At 73.3% G+C, this 23654-nt stretch carries 16 protein-coding genes; 9 read left to right on the plus strand and 7 right to left on the minus strand.

The features are described from left to right. Positions 1-34: 34 nt before the first annotated feature. Together AAH979_RS29390 and AAH979_RS29395 are read right to left on the minus strand one after the other, a co-directional pair. Positions 35-1051 (minus strand): ABC transporter substrate-binding protein, encoded by a 1017-nt coding sequence (locus tag AAH979_RS29390; protein ID WP_346261376.1) that lies wholly within the window; start codon positions 1049-1051, stop codon positions 35-37. 180 nt (positions 1052-1231) lie between these two features. Then, positions 1232-2221 carry a LacI family DNA-binding transcriptional regulator gene (locus AAH979_RS29395; protein WP_346261377.1) on the minus strand — a complete coding sequence of 330 codons (990 nt, stop codon included), beginning with the start codon at positions 2219-2221 and terminating at the stop codon, positions 1232-1234. Between the two features lie 397 nt (positions 2222-2618). On the opposite strand from AAH979_RS29395, the gene AAH979_RS29400 reads away from it, so the two are divergent. Then, positions 2619-4025, plus strand: a complete 1407-nt coding sequence (locus AAH979_RS29400) for an MFS transporter (RefSeq protein WP_346261378.1) — start codon at positions 2619-2621, stop codon at positions 4023-4025. On the opposite strand, the gene AAH979_RS29405 is transcribed toward AAH979_RS29400, so the two are convergent. Beyond that, the gene (locus tag AAH979_RS29405; protein WP_346261379.1) at positions 3985-6141 is read right to left on the minus strand and encodes an MMPL family transporter; all 2157 of its coding nucleotides are present in this window, start codon (positions 6139-6141) and stop codon (positions 3985-3987) included. The genes AAH979_RS29400 and AAH979_RS29405 overlap by 41 nt on opposite strands. 184 nt (positions 6142-6325) lie before the next feature. Between AAH979_RS29405 and AAH979_RS29410 the strand changes: the two genes are divergently transcribed. The 3 genes from AAH979_RS29410 to AAH979_RS29420 all read left to right on the plus strand — a co-directional run bounded on the left by AAH979_RS29410 (position 6326) and on the right by AAH979_RS29420 (position 9171). Beyond that, complete coding sequence (locus AAH979_RS29410) at positions 6326-7483, plus strand: histidine kinase (protein WP_346261380.1); 1158 nt, start codon at positions 6326-6328, stop codon at positions 7481-7483. Further along, positions 7480-8127: a response regulator transcription factor gene (locus tag AAH979_RS29415; RefSeq protein WP_346261381.1), complete on the plus strand. Its 648-nt coding sequence runs from the start codon at positions 7480-7482 to the stop codon at positions 8125-8127. The genes AAH979_RS29410 and AAH979_RS29415 overlap by 4 nt, the downstream gene beginning before the upstream one ends. A gap of 384 nt (positions 8128-8511) precedes the next feature. Then, positions 8512-9171 (plus strand): hypothetical protein, encoded by a 660-nt coding sequence (locus AAH979_RS29420; protein WP_346261382.1) that lies wholly within the window; start codon positions 8512-8514, stop codon positions 9169-9171. A 152-nt stretch (positions 9172-9323) separates the two neighbouring features. Here the strand turns inward: AAH979_RS29420 and AAH979_RS29425 are convergent, their stop codons facing one another. Together AAH979_RS29425 and AAH979_RS29430 are read right to left on the minus strand one after the other, a co-directional pair. Beyond that, positions 9324-10979 (minus strand): MDR family MFS transporter, encoded by a 1656-nt coding sequence (locus AAH979_RS29425; protein WP_346261383.1) that lies wholly within the window; start codon positions 10977-10979, stop codon positions 9324-9326. Further along, complete coding sequence (locus AAH979_RS29430; protein WP_346261384.1) at positions 10976-11479, minus strand: MarR family transcriptional regulator; 504 nt, start codon at positions 11477-11479, stop codon at positions 10976-10978. The genes AAH979_RS29425 and AAH979_RS29430 overlap by 4 nt, the downstream gene beginning before the upstream one ends. 107 nt (positions 11480-11586) lie before the next feature. Between AAH979_RS29430 and AAH979_RS29435 the strand changes: the two genes are divergently transcribed. Beyond that, on the plus strand, positions 11587-12168 hold the full coding sequence (locus AAH979_RS29435; RefSeq protein ID WP_346261385.1) for a TetR family transcriptional regulator: 582 nt from the start codon (positions 11587-11589) through the stop codon (positions 12166-12168). A 215-nt stretch (positions 12169-12383) separates the two neighbouring features. Here the strand turns inward: AAH979_RS29435 and AAH979_RS29440 are convergent, their stop codons facing one another. Then, positions 12384-15746 (minus strand): BTAD domain-containing putative transcriptional regulator, encoded by a 3363-nt coding sequence (locus tag AAH979_RS29440; RefSeq protein ID WP_346261386.1) that lies wholly within the window; start codon positions 15744-15746, stop codon positions 12384-12386. A 347-nt stretch (positions 15747-16093) separates the two neighbouring features. On the opposite strand from AAH979_RS29440, the gene AAH979_RS29445 reads away from it, so the two are divergent. The 3 genes from AAH979_RS29445 (at position 16094) to AAH979_RS29455 (ending at position 22228) form a co-directional block, all read left to right on the plus strand. Further along, positions 16094-16966 (plus strand): hypothetical protein, encoded by an 873-nt coding sequence (locus tag AAH979_RS29445; RefSeq protein WP_346261387.1) that lies wholly within the window; start codon positions 16094-16096, stop codon positions 16964-16966. 328 nt (positions 16967-17294) lie between these two features. After that, a complete protein-coding gene (locus tag AAH979_RS29450) occupies positions 17295-21830 on the plus strand; it encodes a glycoside hydrolase family 2 TIM barrel-domain containing protein (protein ID WP_346261388.1) in 4536 nt (1511 codons plus the stop codon). A gap of 245 nt (positions 21831-22075) precedes the next feature. Next, a complete protein-coding gene (locus AAH979_RS29455; protein ID WP_346261389.1) occupies positions 22076-22228 on the plus strand; it encodes a hypothetical protein in 153 nt (50 codons plus the stop codon). Between the two features lie 73 nt (positions 22229-22301). On the opposite strand, the gene AAH979_RS29460 is transcribed toward AAH979_RS29455, so the two are convergent. After that, positions 22302-22871 carry an anthrone oxygenase family protein gene (locus AAH979_RS29460; RefSeq protein WP_346261390.1) on the minus strand — a complete coding sequence of 190 codons (570 nt, stop codon included), beginning with the start codon at positions 22869-22871 and terminating at the stop codon, positions 22302-22304. Between the two features lie 92 nt (positions 22872-22963). Between AAH979_RS29460 and AAH979_RS29465 the strand changes: the two genes are divergently transcribed. After that, positions 22964-23587, plus strand: coding sequence for a TetR/AcrR family transcriptional regulator (locus AAH979_RS29465; protein WP_346261391.1), 624 nt, complete (start codon positions 22964-22966; stop codon positions 23585-23587). Positions 23588-23654 lie beyond the last annotated feature (67 nt).

Genomic DNA, 23654 nt, shown 5'->3' on the forward strand with positions numbered 1-23654 from the left:
CGATCCGGATGCCGCTTGTCGCTTCCGGTGCGGCTCAGCCCAGTGGCTTCGCCTTGCCGAGCCAGCCCGCCACGTCCCGATAGATGGGCGCGCTGGCCAGGTAGCTGTACGGGGCGGCCGGCTTCCACGGGTAGACCTGACCGGCCCTCACCGCCGGCAGGTTGGTCCAGGTGGGGATCTTCTCGGCCTTGCCCGCCACGCTGGTCACCTCCCGACCGTCGTAAATGACGACGTCGGCGGGGAAGCTGCCGATCTGCTCCCAGCTGATCTCCTGGAAGTACTCGCCGGGTCCGAGTTGCGCCGACGGCAGCACGAACGTCATCCCCAGTGCCGCCAGGTGCTTGAGATCCGGGTGGGCCTTCGGGTCGGCGATGTAGAACTTCTCCGCGTCGCGGGAGACGGCGAGTACCCGCAGTCCGGGCTTTGCCGCGATCGCCGCCTTCACCTCGGCGACCGCCGCCTCGAAGTCCGCCCGGGCCGCCCGCACCGGCCCGGCCTCCGGGTCGGCGCCGAGCTGCGCGGCGAGCCGCATGAAGCCGTCGATGATCTGCGGCAGGTCGAGGCCGGGCATCTTCATGCCGATCGACGGGGCCAGGGCGTCGACCTCGTCGACACTGGCCTGCGGGACGTACCAGAGGGTCTTGTCGTCGAAGGAGAGGTCGACCAGGAGTTCCGGGCGCAGCGCGGCGTACCGCTCCAGGTTGAACTCGCCCCAGGTCCTGCCGATGACGTCGAGCTTGTCCAGTTCGATGTTCCCGGCCTGGTAGTTGAGCTTCCCGTCGGTGGTGCTCAGCTCTCCGTACGCCCCGGTCACCCGGAAGCCGGCGTCCCAGAGCGCGGCGGCGGCACTGCTCTGCGCGACCACCCTGGTCGGCCGGCTGGCCAGCTCGACGGTCCGGCCCCGCCCGTCGGTGTAGCGGAACGGCGAGGTGCCGCCGGAGGCGCCGCCGCCCGGGGAGCCGGCGTCACCGCAGGCGGCCAGTCCGAGCAGTACGCCGGTGGCGCCGACACCGCACAGGAAGCCGCGCCGGGTCACGAGGTGCGCAGACATGGTTCTCCAGTCGTCTCGGGTGCGATCGGGTGCAGGGGAGGGCGACGTCGTGCGGTTAGGTTAGCCTGCCCTAAGGCACAGTGCGCAACCCCCTGTGACCCGCTCCTCCCACCGGCGGAGGATGAGCCTCAGGCACACTCCTCGACGATCAGCGGCAGCAGCTTCCCCGAAGGACGAGCGTCAGGCGCTCTCCCGGAGGATCAGCTCGGAGGGGTATGCGGTGGCCGGCGGCACCCAGGCCCGCTCGAGTACCGCAGTCGCGGCCGCCGTGGCGATCTGCTCGACCGGATGGCTCGCGGTGGTCAGGGCCGGCGCGCTCAGCGCGGCGAACGGCACGTCGTCGAAGCCGGCCACGGCGATGTCCCCCGGCACGTCGATCCCGCGCCGCCGCAGCGCCGCCAGCGCACCGAGCGCCATGGCGTCGCTGTTCGCGAAGACCGCGTCGGTGTCCGGCCAGCGCTCCAGGATCGTCAGCATCGCGGCCTCGCCGCCGGTGGCGGTGAAGTCGCCCGGCACCAACCGGATCGGCAGCCCCGCCGCCCACGTCACCTCCCGGTAGGCGGCGACCGGTCGACGGCTGCAGGGCATCCAGTCCGAGCCGGTGATCATCGCGATCCGGCGCCGGCCCGAGGCGATCAGGTGTCCGAAGATGGTACGGGCCGCACCGGCGTTGTCGACGTCGAAGGACGGTACGGTCCGGGAGCCGATGCCGATCGACACCGTCCGGCCCTGTAGTGCGGTCGGCACCGCCTCCAGGATCAGTTCGGTGGTGTTGACCACGAGTACCCCGCGGACGCTGCGGTCCTCCGCCAACCGCCGTAGCCGGGCGGGTGCGTGCAGCGGCAGCCACTCCAGGGAGACCCCGACCTCCCGGGGCGCGCAGACCTCGGCCGCGGCCCGCACCACCCGGTCGACGTACGGGTCGTGCAGCACCGTCGGCACCGCGCCGGCGACGGCCACGACCAGGCGTACCCCGGCACCGGTGGCCAGGGCCCGGGCCGCCGGGTCGGGCGCGTAGCCGAGCTGCGCGGCGGCCGCGACGACCCGGTCCCGGGCGGTCGCGGAAGCGGCGCCGTATCCGGCGATGACCCGGGAGGCCGTCGACCGGGAGACCCCGGCCACCCGGGCCACGTCCTCCAGGGTGGCCCGCCGCGGTGGCCCGCCGGTCACGCCAGCTCCCCGGAGCGGACCTGACCGGGGCATGGTGCTGCGGAGACGCGACGACCGGGCTGAGCCATGGGAAAATCATGCACCCGCGACGCAAGATCGGCGAGCCGGTGCCCGGCGGCGGGTCGACCGGCGGACGCGCTCGCAGCACTGCCGCCGGGCAATGCCGAGTCCCGAGGTCTTGTTGTCGTCGGGTTGCGTCGAGAGCGCTCCCAGGGGTGCGATCACCTAGACATCCAATCGCGACAGCGCGGCGGGTTCGATCCGCGCAGCGCGGCGGACGGCTCGACCTCCAGCCGCCGACCGACGGACCGCACGGGTGGCAGGGCCACCCGGTGGCTCACCCGATCGGCCGGGGCCGGCGAAGAGGCTGGCCGTCGAGGAAGCGGAGGAGCAGCAGGTGAACGCATCCACCGATACGCACCGGCCACCGGTCGTACCCCGGCAGGTCCTGGCCGCCCGGACCGGCGTCGCCGTGGTCTTCGGGCTCAACGGGCTCGCCGTCGCCTCCTGGTTCGCCCGGGTGCCGGCGGCCCGGGACGCGCTCGGGCTCACCCCGGGGCGGTTGGGCCTGCTGCTGCTGGCGCTCTCCGCGGGTGCCCTGCTGGCACTGCCGACCGCCGGGGCCCTGGCGCAGCGGTTCGGCGCCGCCCGCGTGGTGGCCGCCGCGACCGGGCTGGCCGCGCTCGGACTGGCGCTGGCCGGAGTCGCGGCCGGGAGCTGGCACGCCGTACCGGCCGTCGCGGTCGGACTCTTCGCCGTCGGGTGCGGCTCCGGCACCTGCGAGGTCGCCATGAACGTCGAGGCGGCGGCCGTCGAACGGCGGCTCGGCCGTACCGTGATGCCCCGGTTCCACGCCGCCTGGAGCCTCGGCACCGTGGCCGGGGCGGTCGCCGGAGCCGGCAGCGCCCGGCTCGGCGTGCCGATCGGGCTGCATCTCGGGCTGGCCGCCGTGGCGATGGTCGCCGGTACGCTACCCGCGGTCCGGTCGTTCCTGCCGGATCGCGACCCTCGGCCGGCCGACGGGAAGAGCGGCCGGGCCCGGGGCGGCGGTGCACTGGCCGCCTGGCGGGAGCCCCGTACCCTGCTGATCGGCCTGTTGGTGCTGGTGATGGCCTTCACCGAGGGGACCGCCAACGACTGGCTGGCGCTGGCCTTCGTGGACGGCCACCGGGTATCCGACGCCGTCGGCGCGCTGGCCTTCGGGGTCTTCGTCGCCGCGATGACGGTCGGCCGTACCGCCGGCACGATCGCACTGGACCGCTGGGGCCGGGTACCGGTGCTCCTCTGCACCACCACGTTGGCCGCGATCGGCGCCACGGTGGCGGTACTGGCCAGCCCGTGGCCGCTGGCGATGGCCGGGGTGGTCCTGTGGGGGCTCGGCACCTCGCTCGGCTTTCCGATCGGGATGAGCGCGGCGGCCGACCAGGAGGACCGGGCCGCCGCCCGGGTCAGCGTGGTGGCGGCGATCGGCTACACCGCCTTCCTCGCCGGGCCGCCCCTGGTCGGGTTGCTCGGCGACCGGGTCGGCAGCCTCCGGGCCCTGCTGGTCGTGCCGCTGATCCTGCTGCCCGCGCTCCTGCTGGTGCCGGCCGCCCGCCCACCCGCCGACGGCCGGCCCGGACACGCCGACGCGGGAGACGGGCCTGCCGGCCGGGAAGACGAGCCCTCTGACGGTTGGGGAACTCTGGGCGACGGCCGGGACGGGGCCGCCGTCGGCCGGACCGCAACCGCCGGCTCGGCGCCCGGGGCCGGGCCGCCGCCGGTCAGTTCTCCTGAAGGTGCCAGCGCTGGTGGAGCCGCCTGAGCGGGGCGGGCGCCCACCAGTTGGCCCTACCGGCGAGTGCCATGACGGCCGGCACCAGCAGCCCACGGATGACGGTGGCGTCCATCAGGATCGCCAGGGCCAGGCCGAGCCCCATCAGCTTCAGGAAGCTCATGCCGCTGATCCCGAACGCGGCGAACGAGACGGCCAGCAGTACCGCCGCCGCCGTGATCAGCCGACCGGTCCGGGCCAGCCCGGTGGCGATCGCCTGCCTGTTGTCGCCGGTGCGCAGGTACTCCTCCCTGATCCGGGAGAGCAGGAAGACCTCGTAGTCCATCGACAGGCCGAAGGCGACGCAGAACATCAGGATGGGCATCGACACGTCGAGCTGGCCGGTCGCGGTGAAGCCGAGGATCCCGGAGAGATGCCCCTCCTGGAAGATCCAGACCATCGCGCCGAAGGTCGCCGTCAGGGACAGCAGGTTCAGCAGGATCGCCTTGACCGGGACGAGGATGCTGCCGAACACGGCGAAGAGCAGTATCGCGGTGGTCGTCGCGATGAGCGCCAGCGCCAGCGGCAGCCGGTCCCCGATGGCGGCCTTGGCGTCCACGAGTTCCGCTGCGTCGCCGCCGACGCGGAAGTCGAAGGGCGGATCCAGCGCCCGGATCTCCCCGACGAGCCGCTCGCCCTCGGCGGAGCGCAGTACGACGGAGGGCACCACGCTGAGCCAGGCGCCGCCCGGGGCCGCGCGCGGCGTCACGTCGGCGACCCCGTCGACCGCGCCGACCTGGCCGGCGAAGGCCGCCACCGCCTCGGCGTCCGCGCCGTCGGCGTCGACGCCGGGCAGGGCGATCCCGAACTCCTCGGTCCGGTTGCCGGCGAACCCGCTCTCGATCGCCTCGACGACCTGCCGGGCCTCGTTGGACGGCGGCAGCGCCTGGTGCGACGGCAGTCCCGGGTCGACGCCGAGGAACGGGATGCCGAGCGCCAGCAGGAAGACGACGGCTCCGGTCGCCACCGGTACCGGCCGGCGCATCACCGCACCGGCGAGCCGGTACCAGAAGCCCGGCCCGGCCGGCCGCCCGGCCTTGCCGCCCGGCCCACCGGTGAGCCGGGCCGTACGCCGGCGCGACCGCAGCGACCCGGCGTTCACCCTCGGGCCGAGGGTCGCCAGCAGGGCCGGCAGGGTCAGCAGGGCCCCCGCCGCGGCGCAGAGCACCACCGCGATCCCGGAGTAGGCGAACGAGCGCAGGAAGGACAGCGGAAAGACCAGTAGCGCCGAGAGCGAGACGGCCACGGTGAGCGCCGAGAACGCCACCGTGCGGCCGGCGGTCCGCACGGTCCGCACCACCGCCTCGTCCGTCGGCCTGCCGGCGGCCAACTCCTCGCGGAACCGGCTCAGGATGAACAGCGAGTAGTCGATCGCCAGCCCGAACCCGAGCCCGGTCATCAGATTGATCGAATAGACCGAGACGTCGGTGAAGCGCGCGACGCCGGACAGCGCGAGGAGCGCGCCGAGCACCGCGACCACCGAGACGGCCAGCGGCAGGGTCGCCGCCACGATCCCGCCGAAGACGAACAGCAGCAGGAGCAGTGTCACCGGGACCGCGATCAGTTCGGCCCGGACCAGGTCGCTGTCGAGCTGCTCGCCGATGGCCTCGTCGATCGCGTACCCGCCGCCCACCCGGACGGTGAGCGGACCGCGACCTCCGGCGTACTCCGCCGCGATGCCGGCCGCGGCCGCCTCGACCTGCTCCTCGTCGCCGGCCAGGTCGACCACGACGAGCGCCGCGCTGCCGTCGGTCGAGCGGAGCGCCGGCTGCCCGCCCGTCGACCAGTACGAGCTGATCCCGAGCACACCGGGACCGTCGGCGAGTTCCCGGGTCAGCGCCGTGCCGGCCGCCGTCACCGCCGGGTCGTCCACCCCGGCGCCGTCGGCGGCCTCGACCAGCAGGACCAACTCGGGTCGGGGCGCGCCGACCTCGGCCAGGAAGGCTTCGGCCCGGGTCGACTCTGCGTCCGGGTCCGCGAAGCCGCCCCCGCCGAGTTGGCCGAAGACGCCCGATCCGGCCGCACCGGCGGCGACGACGAAGAGGACGGTCAGGGCCAGCACCAGCCGGCGGCGGTGGACGACGAAGTGACCAATTCTGCGGAACACGGCGATCTCCTGGGGTGGCGGGAAGGGGCTGCCCGCCATGGTCTGTTCCGGACCCGTCCGGCCACATCGGACCGGCGAACGCTTCCGTACGGGCCCGGGCCGGGTCCGGACCCGTACCGGAGACCGGGTCGGGGCGTACCCGGGGACGGGGTCGACCGACCCGGCCCGGCGGTAGTCTGCGGGCGTGGAGCAGACGGGGCTGCGGGCCTGGGGCGGTTCGTTCACCACCGGCCTGGCCTTTCCGCTCGCGGCCCTGGCGGCGGCGCTGCTCGTCTTCCTGACCACCGACATCACCGTCGGCCTGGTCGGCACGCTCGTCGTCGCCCTGCTGCCCTGGGCACTGCTGGCCGGCCAGGTTCGGGTCGGGCCGTGGCCGATGGCGGCGCTCGGCGTCGGCGTACCGGCGCTGGTGACCTTCTGGTACGACGCGCCGGGCGCCATCTTCCTGGCCATGCTCGCGGTGGCCTGGCTGGCGGCGATGGGCCGGTCGTGGCCGGCCGAGACGGTGGCCGCGGTCGGCGCGGCCGCCGTGCCGGTGGTGCTGGTCGCGGTCGACGGTGAGTGGCGGGAGGACTATCCCGCCGTCGTCTTCTTCGGCACCGGGACGCTGTTCACCTGGTTGATCGGCCGCATCCTCCGGCGGGAGCGGCAGCTTGTCGCCGCACTGACCGAGGCGCAGGCCCGACTCGACGTCGCCGCCGCCGCGGCCGAGCGCCGCCGGATCGCGCACGACGTGCACGACGCGGTCGGGCACGGGCTCACCGTCGTGCTGCTCAACCTGGTCGGCGCCCGCCAGGTGCTGGACCGCGACCCGGCGGCGGCGGCCGAGGCGCTGGACCGGGCCGAGCAGGTCGGCCGGGACAGTCTCCAGTCCGTACGGGCGATTGTCGGCCTGCTGCGCGATCCCGCCGAGGGTGGTGGGGCGCAACTGCCGCTGCCCGGTGCGGCGGACATCGTCGACCTCGTCCGGGGCGTGGCCGAGGCCGGTCTGCCGGTCCGCACCGAGCTGGTCGGCGACCTCGGGTCGGTCGACACCTACACCGGGCTCGCCGCGTTCCGGATCGTGCAGGAGGCGGTCAGCAACGTCCGGCACCACGCCCCGGGGGCCGAGGCGGTGGTCCGGATCGTCCGGCACCCGGACCGCCTCGCGGTGTCGGTACGCAACGGTGCTCCGGCCCGGATCCCCACCCCGAGCGGTCGGGGCGGCGGCACCGGGCTGGCCGGCATGCGCCAGCGCGTCGAGGCGCTCGGCGGCACCGTGTCGGCCGGACCGGACGGCGACGGTTGGCTGGTCGAGGCGTCACTGCCGGTGCGGCGTACCGGCGCGGAGGTGCCCGGGTGATCCGGATCGTACTCGTCGACGACCAGGAACTCGTCCGGGCGGGGCTGCGGCTGATCCTGTCGGCCCACGATGACCTCGCGATCGTCGGCGAGGCGGCCGACGGCCGGGCCGGTGTCGACCTCGCGGGTCGGCTGGCCCCGGACGTCGTGCTGATGGACATCCGGATGCCGGTGCTGGACGGGATCGAGGCGACCCGGCGGTTGGCCGGCGTGGAGGGTGCACCGCCGGTGCTGGCGCTGACCACGTTCGGTGACGACGAGGTGCTCTGGGGTGTCATCGAGGCCGGCGCGGCGGGTTTCGTGCTGAAGGACGCGCCGGCGGCGGAACTGGTCGGCGCGATCCGGGTCACCGCCCGGGGCGGCTCGTGGTTCGACCCACAGGTTGCCGCTCGGGTGCTGGCGCTGGTCCGGGGCCGCCGCGCCGGCCGGCCGGCCTCCTCGGTGGCGGCGCTGACCGGCCGCGAGCTGGAGGTGCTCCGCCTGGTGGCGTCGGGCGCGAACAACGTCGAGATCGCGGCTTCGCTGCACCTGAGCGAGCGGACCGTGAAGGGGCACGTCTCGGCGATCTTCCTCAAACTCGGCGTCCGGGACCGGGCCGGCGCCATCGTCCGGGCCTACGACGCCGGCATCGTGCCAGGACGGTGACGACGGTCGGCCGCGGTCCCCAGGCGATCTCGGTGTGGTCGAGTTCGGCCCACCGGCTGCGGTGACCCAGCCGCAGGGTGTTGACCCCGGTGGCGAGGGTGACGCTGACCGCCACCTGCCGCCAGTTCTCCCAGCCGGTGTTCGGATAGTCGACGACCTGGGCGGCACCGCCGTTCACCGTCAGCGTGACCGTGGCGGCGCCATGGGCGGCGACGTGTGCGTGCGGGCGGGCCGGCGCTGGTGACCTTGCCGAGTGCTGGGCGATGCTGGGCAGGTGCCGGACGGTGCGCCGGGCGAGTTGGTGGCGCGGACGGAGGCGTGACCAGCGGGCCCGTACCGAGGCGGTCGGTGGCGACGGCGACGAGGAGATCGGGGAGCACCGGAATGGCGAGCACGGCGGCGGAACTGCTGGAGTCCATGCGTACGGAGTTCGCGGCGGCACCGGCGGAGAACCGGTTCGTCTCGGCGGTGGTGCGGGGCCGGGCACCACTGTCGGCGGTGGCCGCGCTCGCCGCCGAGGAGTGGTACATCGTCCCCGCCGACCGGCGCGCCTTCCTGCTGCTGGCCGCCCGGGCGGCCGAGCCGGCCGCCGTCGACTTCTTCAGCACGCTCGCCCAGGGCGAGGGGCTGGTGCTGCCCCTGCTGCCGGCGTTGGCGGCCGGCGCCGGGATGGGAGAGGCGGAATTGGCCGGCTACCAGCCCCGGGCGGGCTGCCAGGCGTACGCCGGATGTGTGGCCTGGCTGGCGGTGAACGCGGATCCGGCCGAGGTCGCGCTCGCGCTGGCGGTCAACTTCGCCGACTGGGGCGGTTACTGTGCCGGGCTGGCCCGGGCACTGCGTGACCGGTACGGGTGGGACGACGCCGCCTGCGCCTTCCTGGACTTCTTCGCCTCGCCCTCGCCGGATCTGGAGCGGCAGGCGGTCGACGCGGCGCAGGCCGGGCTGGACGCGGGACGTCCGCTCCCGCACGCCCGGCGGTACGGCCGGCTGTTGCGCGACTACGAGCTGATGTTCTGGAACACCCTGGTGGAGCCGTCGAGCTGACGATGCGCTGCGCGGCCTGCGCGGGGCGCCCGGCGGGCTTCCGGGCTGGAGCCTGGGGTCGACGCCGGACGACCAGCCCGGGTGGGGCTGGCCGTCCGGATCGGTGCGGTGCCCGCCGGCCGGGTCACGGCCGGCGGGCACCGGTGTGCGGGTCAGCGCGGGCTCGCCGCCCCGTCCCGGGCCGGGTCGGTGGCCGGCGGGGCACCGTCGATCGGGGTGCCGTCGATGGCACCCGCGACGGTGGCCGCGTTGGTGGCCGGGTCCGGCAGGTCGAGGCTGGCCCGCAGGGTGACCGGCTTGAGCAGGGCGGCGGCGATCACCCCGACCACCGCGATCGCCGCGGAGATCAGGAAGATGTGCCCGGTGGCGTCGCCGTAGGCGTTGCGGACGATGTGCGCGACGGCGTCCGGCAGGCCGGACAGATTGAGACTGCCGCCGGCGCTGCCCGCTCCGGAGGCCGGGATCCCGGCCGCGGTCAGGTCCTGGGTGATCTGCTCGGTGACCCGACGGGCGAGCACCGCACCCAGTACCGAGACCCCGATGGTGCCGCCGAGCGAGCGGAAGAACGCGACCGAGGAACTCGCCGCGCCGACGTCCTTCAGCGGTACGGCGTTCTGCACGGCGAGGACCAGGTTCTGCATGGTCATCCCCACCCCGATCCCGACGAGCAGCATCGCCCCGCTGATGAAGACCAGGGAGGTCTGGTGGTCGATGGTGCCGAGCATCAGGAAACCGGCGACCAGGACGATCGCCCCGACCACGATGTACGGCTTGATCCGCCCACTGCGGGTGATCAGCCGCCCCGCGACGATCGATGACGCGAGCACCCCGACCATCATCGGGATGGTGAGCAGGCCGGCCTCGGTCGGGCTGTAGCCACGGCCGATCTGGAAGTACTGGCCGAGGAAGACGGCGCCGCCGAACATCGCCATCCCGACCGCCAGGCTGGCGACGATCGACAGTGCCGTGGTGCCCTGCCGGACGATGTCGAGCGGCACGACCGGCTCGGCGGCGCGGGCCTCGACTACGACGGCGAGCCCGAGCAGCACCAGCGCGGCGCCGACCATGGCACCGGTCTGCCAGGAGAGCCAGTCGAACGAGCCGTCGACGAACGAGATCCAGATGAGCAGCACGCTGACCCCGGCGGCGATCAGGGCGGCGCCGAGATAGTCGATCTTCACGTTCTCCCGGCGGACCGTGACCAGGTGCAGGGTGGCCTGGAGGACGAGCAGGGCGATGATCGCGATAGGTACCCCGACGAAGAAGCACCAGCGCCAGCCGAGCCAGGACGTGTCCACGATGAGCCCGCCGAGCAGCGGTCCGCCGACGGTGGCGAGCGCCATCACGCCGCCGAGGTAGCCGTTGTAGCGGCCGCGCTCCCGGGGCGGGATCATCGCGGCGATCACCACCTGGACCAGGGCCTGCAACCCGCCGACCCCGATCCCCTGGAAGGCGCGGGCGGCGATGAGCTGGCCGGCGTTCTGGCTCAGCCCGGCCACCACGGAGCCGAGTACGAAGATCACGATGGCGGTCTGGACCAGGGCCTTCTTGCTGAACAGGTCGGCCAGCTTGCCCCAGATCGGGGTGGTCGCGGTCGCGGTGAGCAGGGTGGCGGTGACCACCCAGGTGTACTGGGTCTGCGATCCGTTCAGCGCTCCGATGATCTGGGGCAGCGCGGTCGAGACGACGGTGCTGCTGAGCATCGCGACGAAGAGCACCAACAGCAGGCCGCTGAGCGCCTCCAGGGTGCGCCGATGGGTCATCGGCTCCGCTTGCGGCGCGGGTGCGAGGGTTGTCGGTGCGCTCATCGCGCGGCCTCCAGCTTTTCTTGAGGGTTGATCTGTCCCGGGGCCTGGTCGAGGCTGCCCTGGATGTCGGTGACGAACCGGTCGAGCGCGCTGGTCAGCGCGTCGATCTCCGCCGGGCTCCAGCCGGCGAGCGCGGCGCGGAGCAGGTCGCCGTACCAGTCGCGGGCGTCGGCCAGTGCCGTACTTCCCTCGTCGGTGAGCACGAGGAAGCTCGCCCGCCGGTCGGCCGGGTCGGCGCGCCGGGTCACCAGGCCCTGCGCCACCAGCGCGGCGACCGCTCGGCTGACCGTCGACGGGTCGAGTCCGGACCGGTCGGCGAGTTCCTTGGCGTGGCAGCCGGCCGCCTGGTCGGCCAGTTCGTCGATCTGCAACAGCATGCCGACCAGGCCGGACGGCACCGCCGGCCGTTCGATCGCGCGCCGGTGCCGGATCAGCCGCATGGCCGACATCAGGTCGCGGAGCCGGTCACCGAGCGCGGTGTGCCGAGCGGTGGTGTCCACCTCGCCTCCTCGGTCGGTTGGTTGTCACACACAAGGATTCCGCGTTGATGCCCAGTGTGCAAGTTTTCGCTTTGAGAAGTGAGTCACCGCCACGTAGGCTGTTCCCGATGGATGAGACGGTGGGGCGGCGGGAGCGCAAGAAGGCCGCGACGCGTGAGGCACTGCATCGGGCGGCGCTCCGGCTCGCCGCCGAGCAGGGGCCGGACCGGGTGACCGTGGAGGCGATCGCGGACGCCGCCGACGTGTCCCGCCGAACGTTCTCGAATTACTTCGCAAACAAGGAAGAAGCCCTCTTCCACGCCGATCTGGTGCGAATCCGGCGCCTGCTGGAGCTGGTGCACGCCCAGCCGCTCGACGAGCAGCCCTGGACCGCGCTCACCCGCGCCGCCGAGCAACTGGCCCGGGAGAGCGACGGCCTCGACCCGCTGTGGTTGGCCCAGCGGCGGTTGATCCGCAACCATCCCAGCCTCGCCGCCCACCAGATCACCGCGTACGGCACCGTCGAGCAGGAGTTCACCGCCGAGATCGCCCGTCGCCTGCCCGAGGCACCAGAAACCCCGCTCCGCGCCCGGGTACTCGCCGGGACGTTTCTGCACGCACTGCGCGCGGCGACCCAGTACTGGACCGACCATCCGGAGCGCCCCCTGGTCGAACTGGTGCGTGCCGCCCTCGGCTATGTGCGCCCATGACCGGCGGACCGGCCTCGACCGCCCGGCGGAACGGCCCCGGCCGGCGACACCGGGGCCTGGTGCCCGCCAGGCCCAGCCGGGACCTCGCCCTCACCCTCGCCGTCGAGCCGACCTGCTCGCCGGTTCGCCGGACCTGCCGCTTACCGACGGTCACGACCGCGCCGCGCATGCGCGGGGTCGCCGACCGGCGCGGCGTGCCCAAGGCCGCGTCCGGATCAGGCGGGGTTTGGTAGCGGCTTACCGAGCCGTGCCCGGGTCTCCGCCGCGAACGGCGAACCGATCGCGGTGAACAGTTCCGCCGCCTCCCGCCACCGTCCCGTCGCCTCCGGGCGTTCCCGGAGCGCGGCGACCTCGCCGAGCAGGACCAGCGCCTGGGCCTGGCCGAGTCGGCATCCCGACTCGCGGTGCAGCGTCAGCGCCAGCTCCGCGTCGTCCGACGCGTCGTCGAGGCGACCCTCTCGTAGCCGCACCCGGGCGCGCAGCACCAGGGCCTTCGCCTCCATCAGCCGCAGCCCGGCCGCCCTCGCCCGGTCCACCGCGTCCGGCCGAGCCTCGGAAAGCACGGTGCCGGAGGGACCGGCCGGCGTGCCGGGGCCTCCGGTTGCCGGTGGACCGACCACCGTGATCGGCACGTCCGGCGGGGACGGCAACGGCTCCCGGACCGTCGGACCCGGCGGCGGAGCGGCCCCGTCGGTGCCGAGGGCCTCCAGCAGGGCGAGACCGGCCAGCGACTCGATCTCGACCCGGGGATAGCCCAACTCGACCGCGAGGTCGTGGCTGCGCGCGTAGTGCGCCACCGCCAGGTCCGGTCGGTCGGTCAGCAGGTAGATCGAGGCGAGCGTGGCGAGCGAGTCGGCGGCGTACCGCCGGTGCCCGATCTGCTCGGTCAGCTCGACCGCGAGCCGGGCCTGCTTCTCGGCCCGGTCGTAGCGTCCGGCGTCCCGGTGCACCGTTGCCAGCCCCTGCCGCGCGATCGCCTCCTCGGGGCGCGCCCCGCACTCCTGGTATCTGCCGAGCGAGTCCTCGAAGAGGACCAGGGCACGGTCCAGGTTGCCCAGTTCCAGTTCGACCGCGGCGAGGTTGACCAGGGCGGTCGCCGCGCTGAACGGCGAGCCGTGCGTCTCGGCCAGCTCCAGGGCACGCGCGAAGTAGGTCCGGGCCCGGTCCAGCTCGCCGAGTTCGAGGCGGGCGACGCCCAGGTTGATCAGAGTGGAGATGGTCCGGGCCCGGGCCGACTCGCCGATCACGTCGACCCAGCGCAGCGAGCGGTCGAACTGCGCGGCGGCCTGCGTCAGCTCGCCGAGGTTGAGATGGACCAGCCCCCAGATGTTGGCGATGCTCGCGGCCAGCTCGGCCTGCTGGTGCGCCTCGGCCAGCGGCTGTGCCTCGGCGAGGTGGCCGAGCGCCTCCTGGAATCGGTTGGTGGCCACTCCGAGCGTCCCTCGGGTCAGCAGCATCATCGCCTCGGCCCGCTGGTCGGCCGTACGCCGGGCGGCGTCCAGCGCGGCCTCGCTCATCGCGTCCAGCTCGGCCATGTGGTAGCGCAGCAGCATGTCCGGCCGGATCGCATAGGTGAGCAGCCAGGCGTACCGGGTCGGGCCCTGCCGCGCGGCGTACTGCACGGCGGCGCAGATGCCGGCCCGCTCCGCGTCGAGCCAGTCCAGAGCGGCCCGGGCGGATTCGTGCTCGGGTGTGCGCAGCCCGGACGGTGATTCCGGGAGGCGTGCCGGGTACATCATCGGGTAGCACCGGATCGTCGCGTCGTTGGCGCCGTAGAGGTACCAGTCGAAGAGGCGGCGCAGCGCGGCCGCCCGCTCGTCCGCCGACTCGTCGGCGGCGGCCCGGTCGGCGGCGTAGAGCCGGAGCAGGTCGTGCAGGCGGAACCGTTCCATGGTGTGTCGCTCCACCAGGTTCGCCGCGGCGAGCTGGTCCAGCAGCCGGCCGGCGCGCTCCTCGTCGAGACCGAACAGCGCCGCCGCGCCCGGCACCGACACGTCCGGCCCGGGCACCAGCCCGAGCAGCCGGAACGCCCGTCGCTGCGCCTCGTCGGAGCCGGCGTAGGACAGGTCGAACGCCGAGCGGACCGTCAGATTCTCGTCCCCGTCGGCGGTGAGCTTCGCCAGCCGGTCCCCGGCGGCGAGTTGGCTGGCGTACCGGGACGGGTCGAGCGAGGGCCGACCGGCCAGGTTCGCGGCGACGATCCGCAGCGCCAGCGGCAGCCTGCCGCAGAGATCGGCCAGTTCCGCCGCCTCTTCGGCACCGAGCTGGTCCGGCCCGACGATCCGGCGGAGCAGCTCGTGCGCCTCGTCGGGGACGAGCAGGCCGAGCACCAGCCGGCGGGCGCCGTACAGCGCCGTCACCCCGCCGAGGTCCGATCGGCTGGTGATCAGGACGGCGCAGCCCGGCCGACCGGGCAGCAGCGGCGCCACCTGCGCGGCGTCGGCGGCGTCGTCGAGGAGCAGCAGCACCCGACGGTCCGCGAGCCGGGACCGCAGCAGGGCGGCGCGTTCGTCCGTGCCGTCCGGCAGACCGACCGGATTCACCCCGGCGGTACGCAGCAGCTCGGCAAGTACGTGTGCCGGATCCCGCCGGCCCGGTCCGGCGCCGCGCAGCCGGACATACCACTGGCCGTCCGGGAAGTCGGCCCGGACCTGGTGGGCGACCCGGATGCCGAGGGCGGACTTGCCCACCCCCGGCGGCCCGCTGACGACCACCACGGCCGGCCCGCCGCCCGCTGGTTGCCGTAGCTCGTCGAGGAGTTGCTTGAGTTCCCTGCCCCGGCCGACGAAGTCGCCGACGTCCAGCGGCAGTTGGCAGGAGGCCGTCCACGGTGCCGTCTCGGGGACGGCCCGGGTCGGGTCGTCGCTGTCGCCGGTCGGCGGCGGGTCACCCCGGAGCAGGGCGAGGTGGACCCGCTGCACCTCCTCGCCGGGGTCGACACCCAACTCCTCCCGCAGGCGCCGCCGCAGGTCGCGGTAGACGGCGAACGCCTCGCCGCGCCGGCCGCACCGGGTCAGACCGATCATGAGCTGCACCCAGAAGCGCTCCCGCAACGGATGCCGGCCGGTCAGGCCGTGCAACTCGCCGACCAGGGCCGAGTGGTCGCCCGGTGCCCGCAGGTCGAGGTCGATGCGGCGTTCCAGCGCGGCCAGCCGGAGTTCGACCAGCCGGGGTACGACCTCGCGGTCCAGGTAGTCCGAGCCGACGTCGACCAGGGGCTCGCCCCGCCAGAGGTCGAGGGCCGCCCGGAGGAAGGTCGCCTCGGTCGCCGGGTCCGCCGCCTTCCTGGCCGCCTCGGCCCGCCGCAGCGCCACCTCGAACCGGCCGACGTCGACGTCCTGCGGGTCGATCGCCAGCCGGTAGCCGCCGACCTGGCGCTCGATCCGGACCGGTTCGGCACCGGCCTCGTCGAGACTGCGGCGCAGCCGGGTCACGCAGGTGTGCACGGCGGCGCGGGGATTCTCCGGCGCGGCCGGACCCCAGATGGCCGCCACCAGTTCGTCGACCGCGACAGGCCGGGCCGGCTGGACCAGCAGGGCGGCGAGCAGCGCCCGCTGCCGGTTGGAACCGATCCGCACGGGACCACGAGCCGAGTGGATCTCAAGTGGTCCGAGAATCCCGAAACGCATCCCTTGCCTCCCCCCGCAAGGATTTTTCCGAGTCTATTCCGCGGGTACGTCACTTCCGCAGTGGCATGTCCGGTTGTCGTCGGTAACGGTGTCGGCAACCGTCCAGGTGCACCTCGCCGCATTGGTCCGGTCGGCCGAGGTGGCGACCCTGCCCCGTCATGCGCTGCCGACTGGGCTGGCGCGGTCGCTGCGGCCCGGTCCCGGGCTCCTACGGCGTCGCGTCCAGTCGTTGTCCAGTGGTGCATGGCACGTTGCTCCCGGAACCAGCGCCACATCGACAACGGAGGGATCTGACGATGAGGGCCAGGCTGAGGAAGTTGGCGGTACGAGGCACGGTCGCCGCGGTGGTGGCCACCGGGGTGGCGGTGCCGGCCGCCCCGCGACCGGCGCAGGCGATCGACCCCGCCACGATCATCCAGGTGGCGCAGTACGCCTACGCCGCGTACTCGCTCTACAGCGACTCGAGGAGCGGTGGGCTGACCCTGGAGCAGGCGGTCACCATGATGATCAGCGAGGTCCGCCGCTCCGAGCAGGCGATCAAGAACCACATGGACGCGCTGACCGTCGCCGAGGTCCGGGGCTGCACCGAGCACGCCATGCTGGAGTTCGTCGAGAGCCAGGACTTCTCGATGAGCCTCAAGCAGCGATTCGCCCAGGACGCCACCGCCTGCGTCACGGCGATCAACGTCCGTTACGACGTCGTCGGGCAGAACTTCAACTTCGGGGCGATGCGCGACCTCGGCGTCCTGCTCACCTCGCTGGGGCCGGTCGCGTTGGCGGCGCGGGCGCAGGCCAACCTTCAGACCGCACAGCTGGAGCAGTACCTGATCGCCGCCTTCACCAAGATCCAGACCACGTTCCAGGTGTTCTGCAACGCATACTTCGACCGGTTCTACCTTCCGATTCCGAACGAGGAGGAGGTGTGGCAGATCTACCCCGAGCTGTTCATCCCCGGTTACTTCGAATGTGTGGAACACGCTGGTGGACCCATGGCGGCCCGGCATGAGTACGCGCTGTGGCGCTGGGGGGCGTTCGCCGGGTACCCCGATCCGGCCAACCCCGGTCGGATGCTGGACTACTACCCGCACTATCAAACGCTTCGCGACGACATCGCGCGGAGATCGCTGTCCGGGATCCTCGCGGCGGCCCTGACGGAACTCCGATCCTGACTGGACAACCTCGGCTGGCTACGGGCCTCTCCACCGCGAAGCGCGGGGAGGCCCGTAGCCGAGGCGCTGGCCGACGGACCCGGCCGGGCCGGTGGGGCGCCGATCGCGCTCAGCCGAGAGCGGCCGGGGACTCCGCCTCCGGCACCAGCAGCCGGGGCGTGCTGGTGCCGTCCGCCGGTAGTTCCCGGACCCGGCCGCGTTCCGGCCCTGCGGTCCGGTCCGGTCGGGACCCCGATTCTCTTGAATATCGTCGCTTCTTGATGTTAGGAAGAGTTGATAATTTTCGATCTCTGTGCGGATCTGTCGAGATCCGGGTGGGAGGGTGTTGATGCCAGCACGAGGGATCCTCGCCGGGTTCACCCTCTTCGCCCTGCTGGTGCCCGGTGTGCTGCCGCCGGCCGCCGCGCACGCCGCCGAGCGCCGGGGCAGCGCCACCGCTGCCGGCGGTCCGGTCACCGTCGAGGACGTCTACCGCTACCTGGAGGATCCCGGGATGACCGGTGAGGGGCAGCAGCCGCCGCACGCGATGCTGCGCCCGTACCCGGACGCCCGCACCGCCGCCGCCGACGTCACCGAGCACAGTGCCCGGTCGCCCTGGATACTGCCGCTGAACGGCGACTGGCGACTGGCGATCGCCGACCGCCCCGACGAGGTGCCGGCCGGCTTCCACGCCGAGGGCTACGACGTCTCCGGCTGGCCGATCGCCACGGTGCCGCACACCTGGCAGTCCGACTTCGTCGACCACCCGATGTTCCGCAACATCCCGGAGGAGATCTGGCCCGACGACCCGCCCCGGGTGCCCCGGGACGTCAACCCCACCGGCGCCTACGTGCGCGCGTTCGAGGTCTCCCCGTCCTGGTCCGGCCGGCGGACGTTCCTGCGCTTCGAGGGCGTCACCAGCGGCTACTTCGTCTGGGTCAACGGCCGCTACGTCGGATACGACCAGGGCGGCTACACCCCGGCCGAGTTCGACGTGACCGACGCGCTGCGCCCGGGCACCAACCGGGTCGCGGTGCAGGTGCACCGGTGGGGTTCGGGGGCATACCTGGAGGACGTCGACCAGTGGCGCTACAGCGGCATCTTCCGCGACGTCTGGCTGTACGCCACCCCGCGGACCCACCTGCGCGACGCGTACGTCACCACCGACCTGGACGACCGGTACCGGGACGCCACCCTCACCGCCCGGGTCGAGCTGGCCGGACCCGTCGACGGGTACACCGTGCGGGGCACCCTGCGCGACGCCACCGGCCGGACGGTCAGCACGATGACCGGGCAGGGCACGCTCAGCACCACCGTGCGGGACCCGGCCAAGTGGAGCGCGGACGCGCCACACCTGTACGCGCTGGTGCTGGAGCTGCTCGACCCGGACGGCCGGGTGGTGCACACCACCGCGCAGGCGGTCGGCTTCCGCGAGGTCGAGGTGCGCGACGCGCAACTGCTGGTCAACGGCGAACGCATCCTGATCAAGGGCACCAACCGGGCGGAGACCGACCCGGAGACCGGCCGGCACGTCAGCCGGGCGGCGCAGCGCCGTGACGTCGCGCTGATGAAGAGCCTGCACATCAACGCCGTGCGCACCTCGCACTACCCCTCGGACCCCTACCTCTACGACCTGGCCAACCGGCACGGGCTGTGGATCGCCGACGAGGTGGACATCGAGACCCACTCCCACGAGAACTGCCCGAACGACTGCCTCGCCTCCCGGCCGGAGTGGCAGGCGGCGTTCGCGGACCGGTTCCAGGCGATGGTGCACCGCGACAAGAACCACCCGAGTGTGATCATCTGGGACACCGGCAACGAGGCGGGCCTGGGCACCGCGCACTTCGCGATGGCCGAGTGGGCGGACGCCAACGAGCCCACCCGGCTGCTCTACCACCAGTCCAACAACCCGAACGGCGACGCGCCGTACGCCGACGTGTGGGGGCCGCGCTATCCGACTCCCGGGTACGTCGAGTCGATCGCCCGCACCACCACCCGGCCGGTGGTCTTCGGCGAGTACGCCCACGCGATGGGCAACAGCGTCGGCAACTTCGACCGGTTCTGGGCGCTCGTCCGGCGTTACCCGTCGCTACAGGGCGGCTTCGTCTGGGACTGGGCCGAGGCCAACCTGCGGCAACCGCTGGTCCTCACCCCGGACTCGTCGGCCAACCGGATCCAGGCGTTCTTCGTCGGTAAGCCGTCCCTGGCCGACGGCCGGCGCGGCAAGGCCGTCGCACTGTCCAGCCTGGACGATTTCGTCAACGTGTTCCGCGATCCCCGGCTCGACCTCACCGGTGCGGTGACCCTGGACGCCTGGGTACGGCCCGGCGAGTGGGCCGGCAGCTTCCCGGTGGTCACCAAGGGCCGGGCGTACGCCCTGCAGATGCGGGACCGCACGACCCTGGAGTTCGGGGTCACCACCGATGCCGGCTGGGCTTCGGTGGCCGCGCCGGTGCCGGCAGACTGGTACGACGGCTGGCACCGGGTCAGCGGCGGCTACGACGGGGCGGCGTTGCGGCTCTACGTCGACGGCACCGAGGTCGGCAGCCTCGCCCGCTCCGGCCCTCTGGATCCCGGTCTGTCCGAGGTGAACATCGGCCGCAACGCCGCCACCCAGCAGGACGACCTGGGTACCCGGTTGGCCCGGGGGCTGGTCGACGACGTCCGGGTCTACGGCGCGGCGCTGACCGCCGACGAGCTGGCCGCCGATCCGGTGCACCGGGCCGCACTGGCCCTGGACTTCGACCGGGCGCAGCCGCGCGGCGAGTTCGACAGCCTCGGCCTCAGCCTCTCCGGCACGGACGGGATGGTCGGCACCGACCGCTACCTCCAGCCGGAGACCGTGGAGGTGGCCTGGGCACACGCGCCGGTCCGGTTCGGTACCGACGACGCGGCGACGGGCCGGGTCCGGGTGCAGAACGAGCAGCCGGCGGCCGCGCTCGACCTGCGGCTGCGCTGGTCGCTGGTCGAGGTGGACCGGACGCTCCGCTCCGGCACCCGCTCGCTGCGGCTCGGCCCGGGCCAGACCGTCGACCTCGCCCTCGGTGCCGCGCCGCCGAACCCGCAGGACCGGCAGCGCCGGCTGCGGCTGGAGGCGATCGGCGCCGACGGTGTCCGGTACGGCTGGGACGAGTTCGCCGCCGGCGGCCGGGCGGTGCCCGGCGTACTCCCGCCGGCACCGGCCGGCGCCGCCCCCCGGTTGACTCGGGACGGCGAGACCGTGCTGGTCTCCGGTCCCGGCTGGCGGTACCGCTTCGACACCGGCACCGGCATCCTGCGCTCGATGACCTCCGGCGGGCGGGAACTGCTGCGCACGGGTCCGGAACTCGACGTCTACCGGCCGCCGACCAGCAACGAGACGTACGGCTGGGGCACCGCCGACCGGGAGGTCTGGCACGCGCTCGGCCTCGACCGGCTGCGGACCGAGGTGACCGGCGTGTCGTCCGCGCTGGAGGGCGGTGCGGCGGTGGTCGAGGTGCGCAGCGTCGCCCGGGGCTCGGCGGCCTTCGAGATCGACCAGACCATGCGCTACCGGATCGACGGGCGCGGCACCATCACGCTGCGACACCGGGTCACGCCGCGCGGGGCGGGGGTCGGGCAACTGCCCTACCTGCCCCGGGTCGGCGTGCAGGTCCGGGTACCGGACTCGATGCAGCGGTTCGCCTGGTACGGCCGGGGGCCGCAGGAGACCTACAACGACCGGCAGCGGGGTGCCTTCACCGGCGTCTGGCGCAGCACGGTCGACGAGGAGTACGTGCGCTACTCCCGGCCGCAGGCGTACGGAAACCACACCGGGGCCCGGTGGGCGTCGCTGACCGACGGCCGGCGGGGACTGCTGGTCGGCACCTCCAGCGGCGCCGACCTCGACGTCAGCGTCACCCCCTACGACGAGCTGGCCCGCGCCGAATACGACTTCCAGCTTCCGCTGGTCCGTAACCGGGGCTGGGTGACGCTGCACGCCGCCGCCGGTGAGACCGGGATGGGCGAGACGCCGAACTCGGTGCTGGACGAGTACCGGGTGCCGGCGAACCGGTCGCACGAGTACACCCTGACGCTGCGCCCGCTGAATGAGCGGGAGATCCGGGCCGGCGGGGTACCCGACTCCCGGGCGGCCGCGCCCTGCCCGCCGGAGGTCGCGGTGGCGGCCGGCGCGGAGATCCGCCCCGGCGAACCGCAGCGGGTGGCGGTCACGGTCACCGCCCGGTGCGCCGACGGCCTGCGGGATGCGGTGGTCAGGCTGGCCGCGCCGGCCGGCTGGACGGTCAGCCCGGCGGCCGTCCCGCTGGCCGAGGTGGCGTTCGGGACACCCGAGGAGGCGGCCTTCACGGTCACCGCGCCGCCGGAGACCGACTACGGCAGCTACCAGCTGACCGCCACGCTGGACGCGGTCGGCAACGGCTTCCCGAGCACCGTCGAGGCCAGCACGACGGTACGCGCCCCGCTGCCGCCGGGCGACCGCTGGGTGAGCGACCTGCCGTTCCTGGAGGCCGAGAACGGGTGGGGGCCGGTGGAGCGGGACATGAGCAACGGCGAGCAGCCGGCCGGTGACGGGGGGCCGCTGCGCATCGGCGCGACGACGTACGACAAGGGGATCGGGGCGCACGCAGCGTCGCGGATCGTGGTCGACCTGGCCGGCGGATGCAGCGCGTTCCGGGCCGATGTCGGGGTCGACGACGAGGTGGACGGGGGCTCGGTCGGCTTCGAGGTCTGGGTCGACGGCGAGCGGCGGGCCGCGACCGGGGTGCTGACCGGTGCGGCCGGGCCCGAACGGATCTCCGCCGACGTCACCGGCGGCCAGCGGCTGGAGTTGCGGATCACCGACGGCGGCAACGGCAACGGTGAAGACCACGGCGACTGGGCCGCCGCCCGGTTGACCTGTTCCTGACGCCGGTCGAGCTGTTCCTCGCCCGCGATCGGCGGCCGGCCGGACACCCCGGCCGGCCGCCGGTGCCCGGCTACGGCGCCACCGGGTACTCCGCGAGGTAGACCGGCGCGCCGACCCGGGTGGTGTCGGCCGGCGCGCCGACCCGGTTTGCCGAGTCGGCAAGTTCACTTGCCGCTACGCCGCTACCGGGCGGATCGTCGGTGCCGGTAACCGAAGTCCGGGCCGAAGCGGCGGGAGGGCGACCGATGATCGACGAGAACGACGCCATGCGGGCGGGGCAGCGCGACGAGGAGCGGACGGCGTCACCGTTCCCTGACGACGAGCCGTTCTCGGCCCGCGCCGAGCAGGAGAACTGCGAACGTATTCTCGGCGACCGGCGGCACGGAATGGAGTTCTGAGCGCCCGACCGCCGTCGGTGCGAGCGCGTGCGGGAGAAGTGGTCAGAAGCGCGAGTACGTCGCCGTTCGGCGGCTACCGCTGGGTGGGACCGGCCGGGATCAGTCGGGCGTGCACGATGAGCGCTCGGACGAGGCAACCGAGTGCCGCAGTCGCGGCGACGGCGCGGGTGATGTTCCAGTTGACCCAGCTCCCTTCGTACGCGGCGCGCACGGCGGCCGGATCGGCGATGGCGCTCGGGTCGCCGGCCGCCGCGAGTTCCTCGTTGAGCGGCACGCTGATGCCCATCGTGATGGCGAAGGCGACCACGTAGAGCAGAAAGGCGGCGACGATCCAGGGCAGTACGGGCCTGCCGTCCCGGCGCAGGTGCAGGATCGCGGCGATGGCGGTCAGTGGCAGCGCCCCGAAGAAGCTGGCCGCGAACCAGCCGTTGCGCACCGTCGCGTTGATCCACTGCATCGTACTGATGAAGGTGTGGTCATCGACCCGGGCCAGGCCGATCATGACCGAGCAGGCGTAGGCGTAGAAGAACCCGGCGATGAGCCCCATCGCGACCACAGCGCCGCCCAGCGACCAGGCGCGGGCGAGCTGAGTGGTACGGCGGGGCGCAGGCGCCATGACGGGTGCGGACACGGACAGCGACACGCCAGACCTCCGAGCTAGAATCGAACCAGCGAGTACGGATTAAACCGTACCGGCAAGTTCGGTTTAGCGCCAGGTCGACCTCAGGAGGCATCTTGACCGGGCAGACACGTCGCGGCCGACCCCGCTCGGGGGAGCAGGCGGTGCGTCGCCAGGGCGCACTCGACGCGGCCCTGGCCGAACTCGTCACCCATGGCATCGAAGGCACCACGATGCAGGCCGTCGCCGCGCGCGCCGGCTGCTCGAAAGAGAGCCTGTACGCCTGGTTCAACAACCGCGACGGGCTGCTCTCGGCATTGATCGAGCGGCAAGCTGAGCAGGTCAACACGGCCGTGTCGGCCGCGCTGGACCGTCCGGCCGAGCCCCGCGCGACGCTGATCGCCATCGCCGAGAACCTGCTGCGACTGCTCACCAGCGACGCTTCGGTGGCGTTGAACCGGGCCGCCATGTCGTCCGCCGAACTCGCCGCGCTGCTGCTGCGACACGGCCGACACACCACCGGTCCGCTGGTCGAAGCCTTCCTCGCCCGGCTGGCCGACGCGGGCCTCGTGCGCGTCGAAGACCCCGCGGACGCCTTTCAACTCCTCTACGGCCTGGTGGTCCGCGACGTGCAGATCCGGACACTGCTGGGTGAGCCGCCCCCATCCATCCGTCGCATCCGCGCCGATGCCCGGGTGGCGGTCGACCGCTTCCTCGCTCTCGGCAACCAGCCCAGCTAATCCGCCAGCTGACCCGCACCTCGGCGCTACCGGCCGGGTCGGCTGTCGATGCGCGTACCAGACTAGC

It is taken from the genome of Plantactinospora sp. ZYX-F-223 (genome assembly GCF_039649625.1).
Lineage (GTDB): Bacteria > Actinomycetota > Actinomycetes > Mycobacteriales > Micromonosporaceae > Plantactinospora.

What these genes read in the sequence shown, in the direction of transcription:
- AAH979_RS29390 (WP_346261376.1), bottom strand. Translation starts at nt 1,051, where the DNA reads ATGTCTGCGCACCTCGTGACCCGGCGCGGCTTCCTGTGCGGTGTCGGC.
- AAH979_RS29420 (WP_346261382.1), top strand. Translation starts at nt 8,512, where the DNA reads ATGGCGAGCACGGCGGCGGAACTGCTGGAGTCCATGCGTACGGAGTTC.
- AAH979_RS29425 (WP_346261383.1), bottom strand. Translation starts at nt 10,979, where the DNA reads ATGAGCGCACCGACAACCCTCGCACCCGCGCCGCAAGCGGAGCCGATG.
- AAH979_RS29435 (WP_346261385.1), top strand. Translation starts at nt 11,587, where the DNA reads ATGGATGAGACGGTGGGGCGGCGGGAGCGCAAGAAGGCCGCGACGCGT.
- AAH979_RS29445 (WP_346261387.1), top strand. Translation starts at nt 16,094, where the DNA reads ATGAGGGCCAGGCTGAGGAAGTTGGCGGTACGAGGCACGGTCGCCGCG.
- AAH979_RS29450 (WP_346261388.1), top strand. Translation starts at nt 17,295, where the DNA reads ATGCCAGCACGAGGGATCCTCGCCGGGTTCACCCTCTTCGCCCTGCTG.
- AAH979_RS29455 (WP_346261389.1), top strand. Translation starts at nt 22,076, where the DNA reads ATGATCGACGAGAACGACGCCATGCGGGCGGGGCAGCGCGACGAGGAG.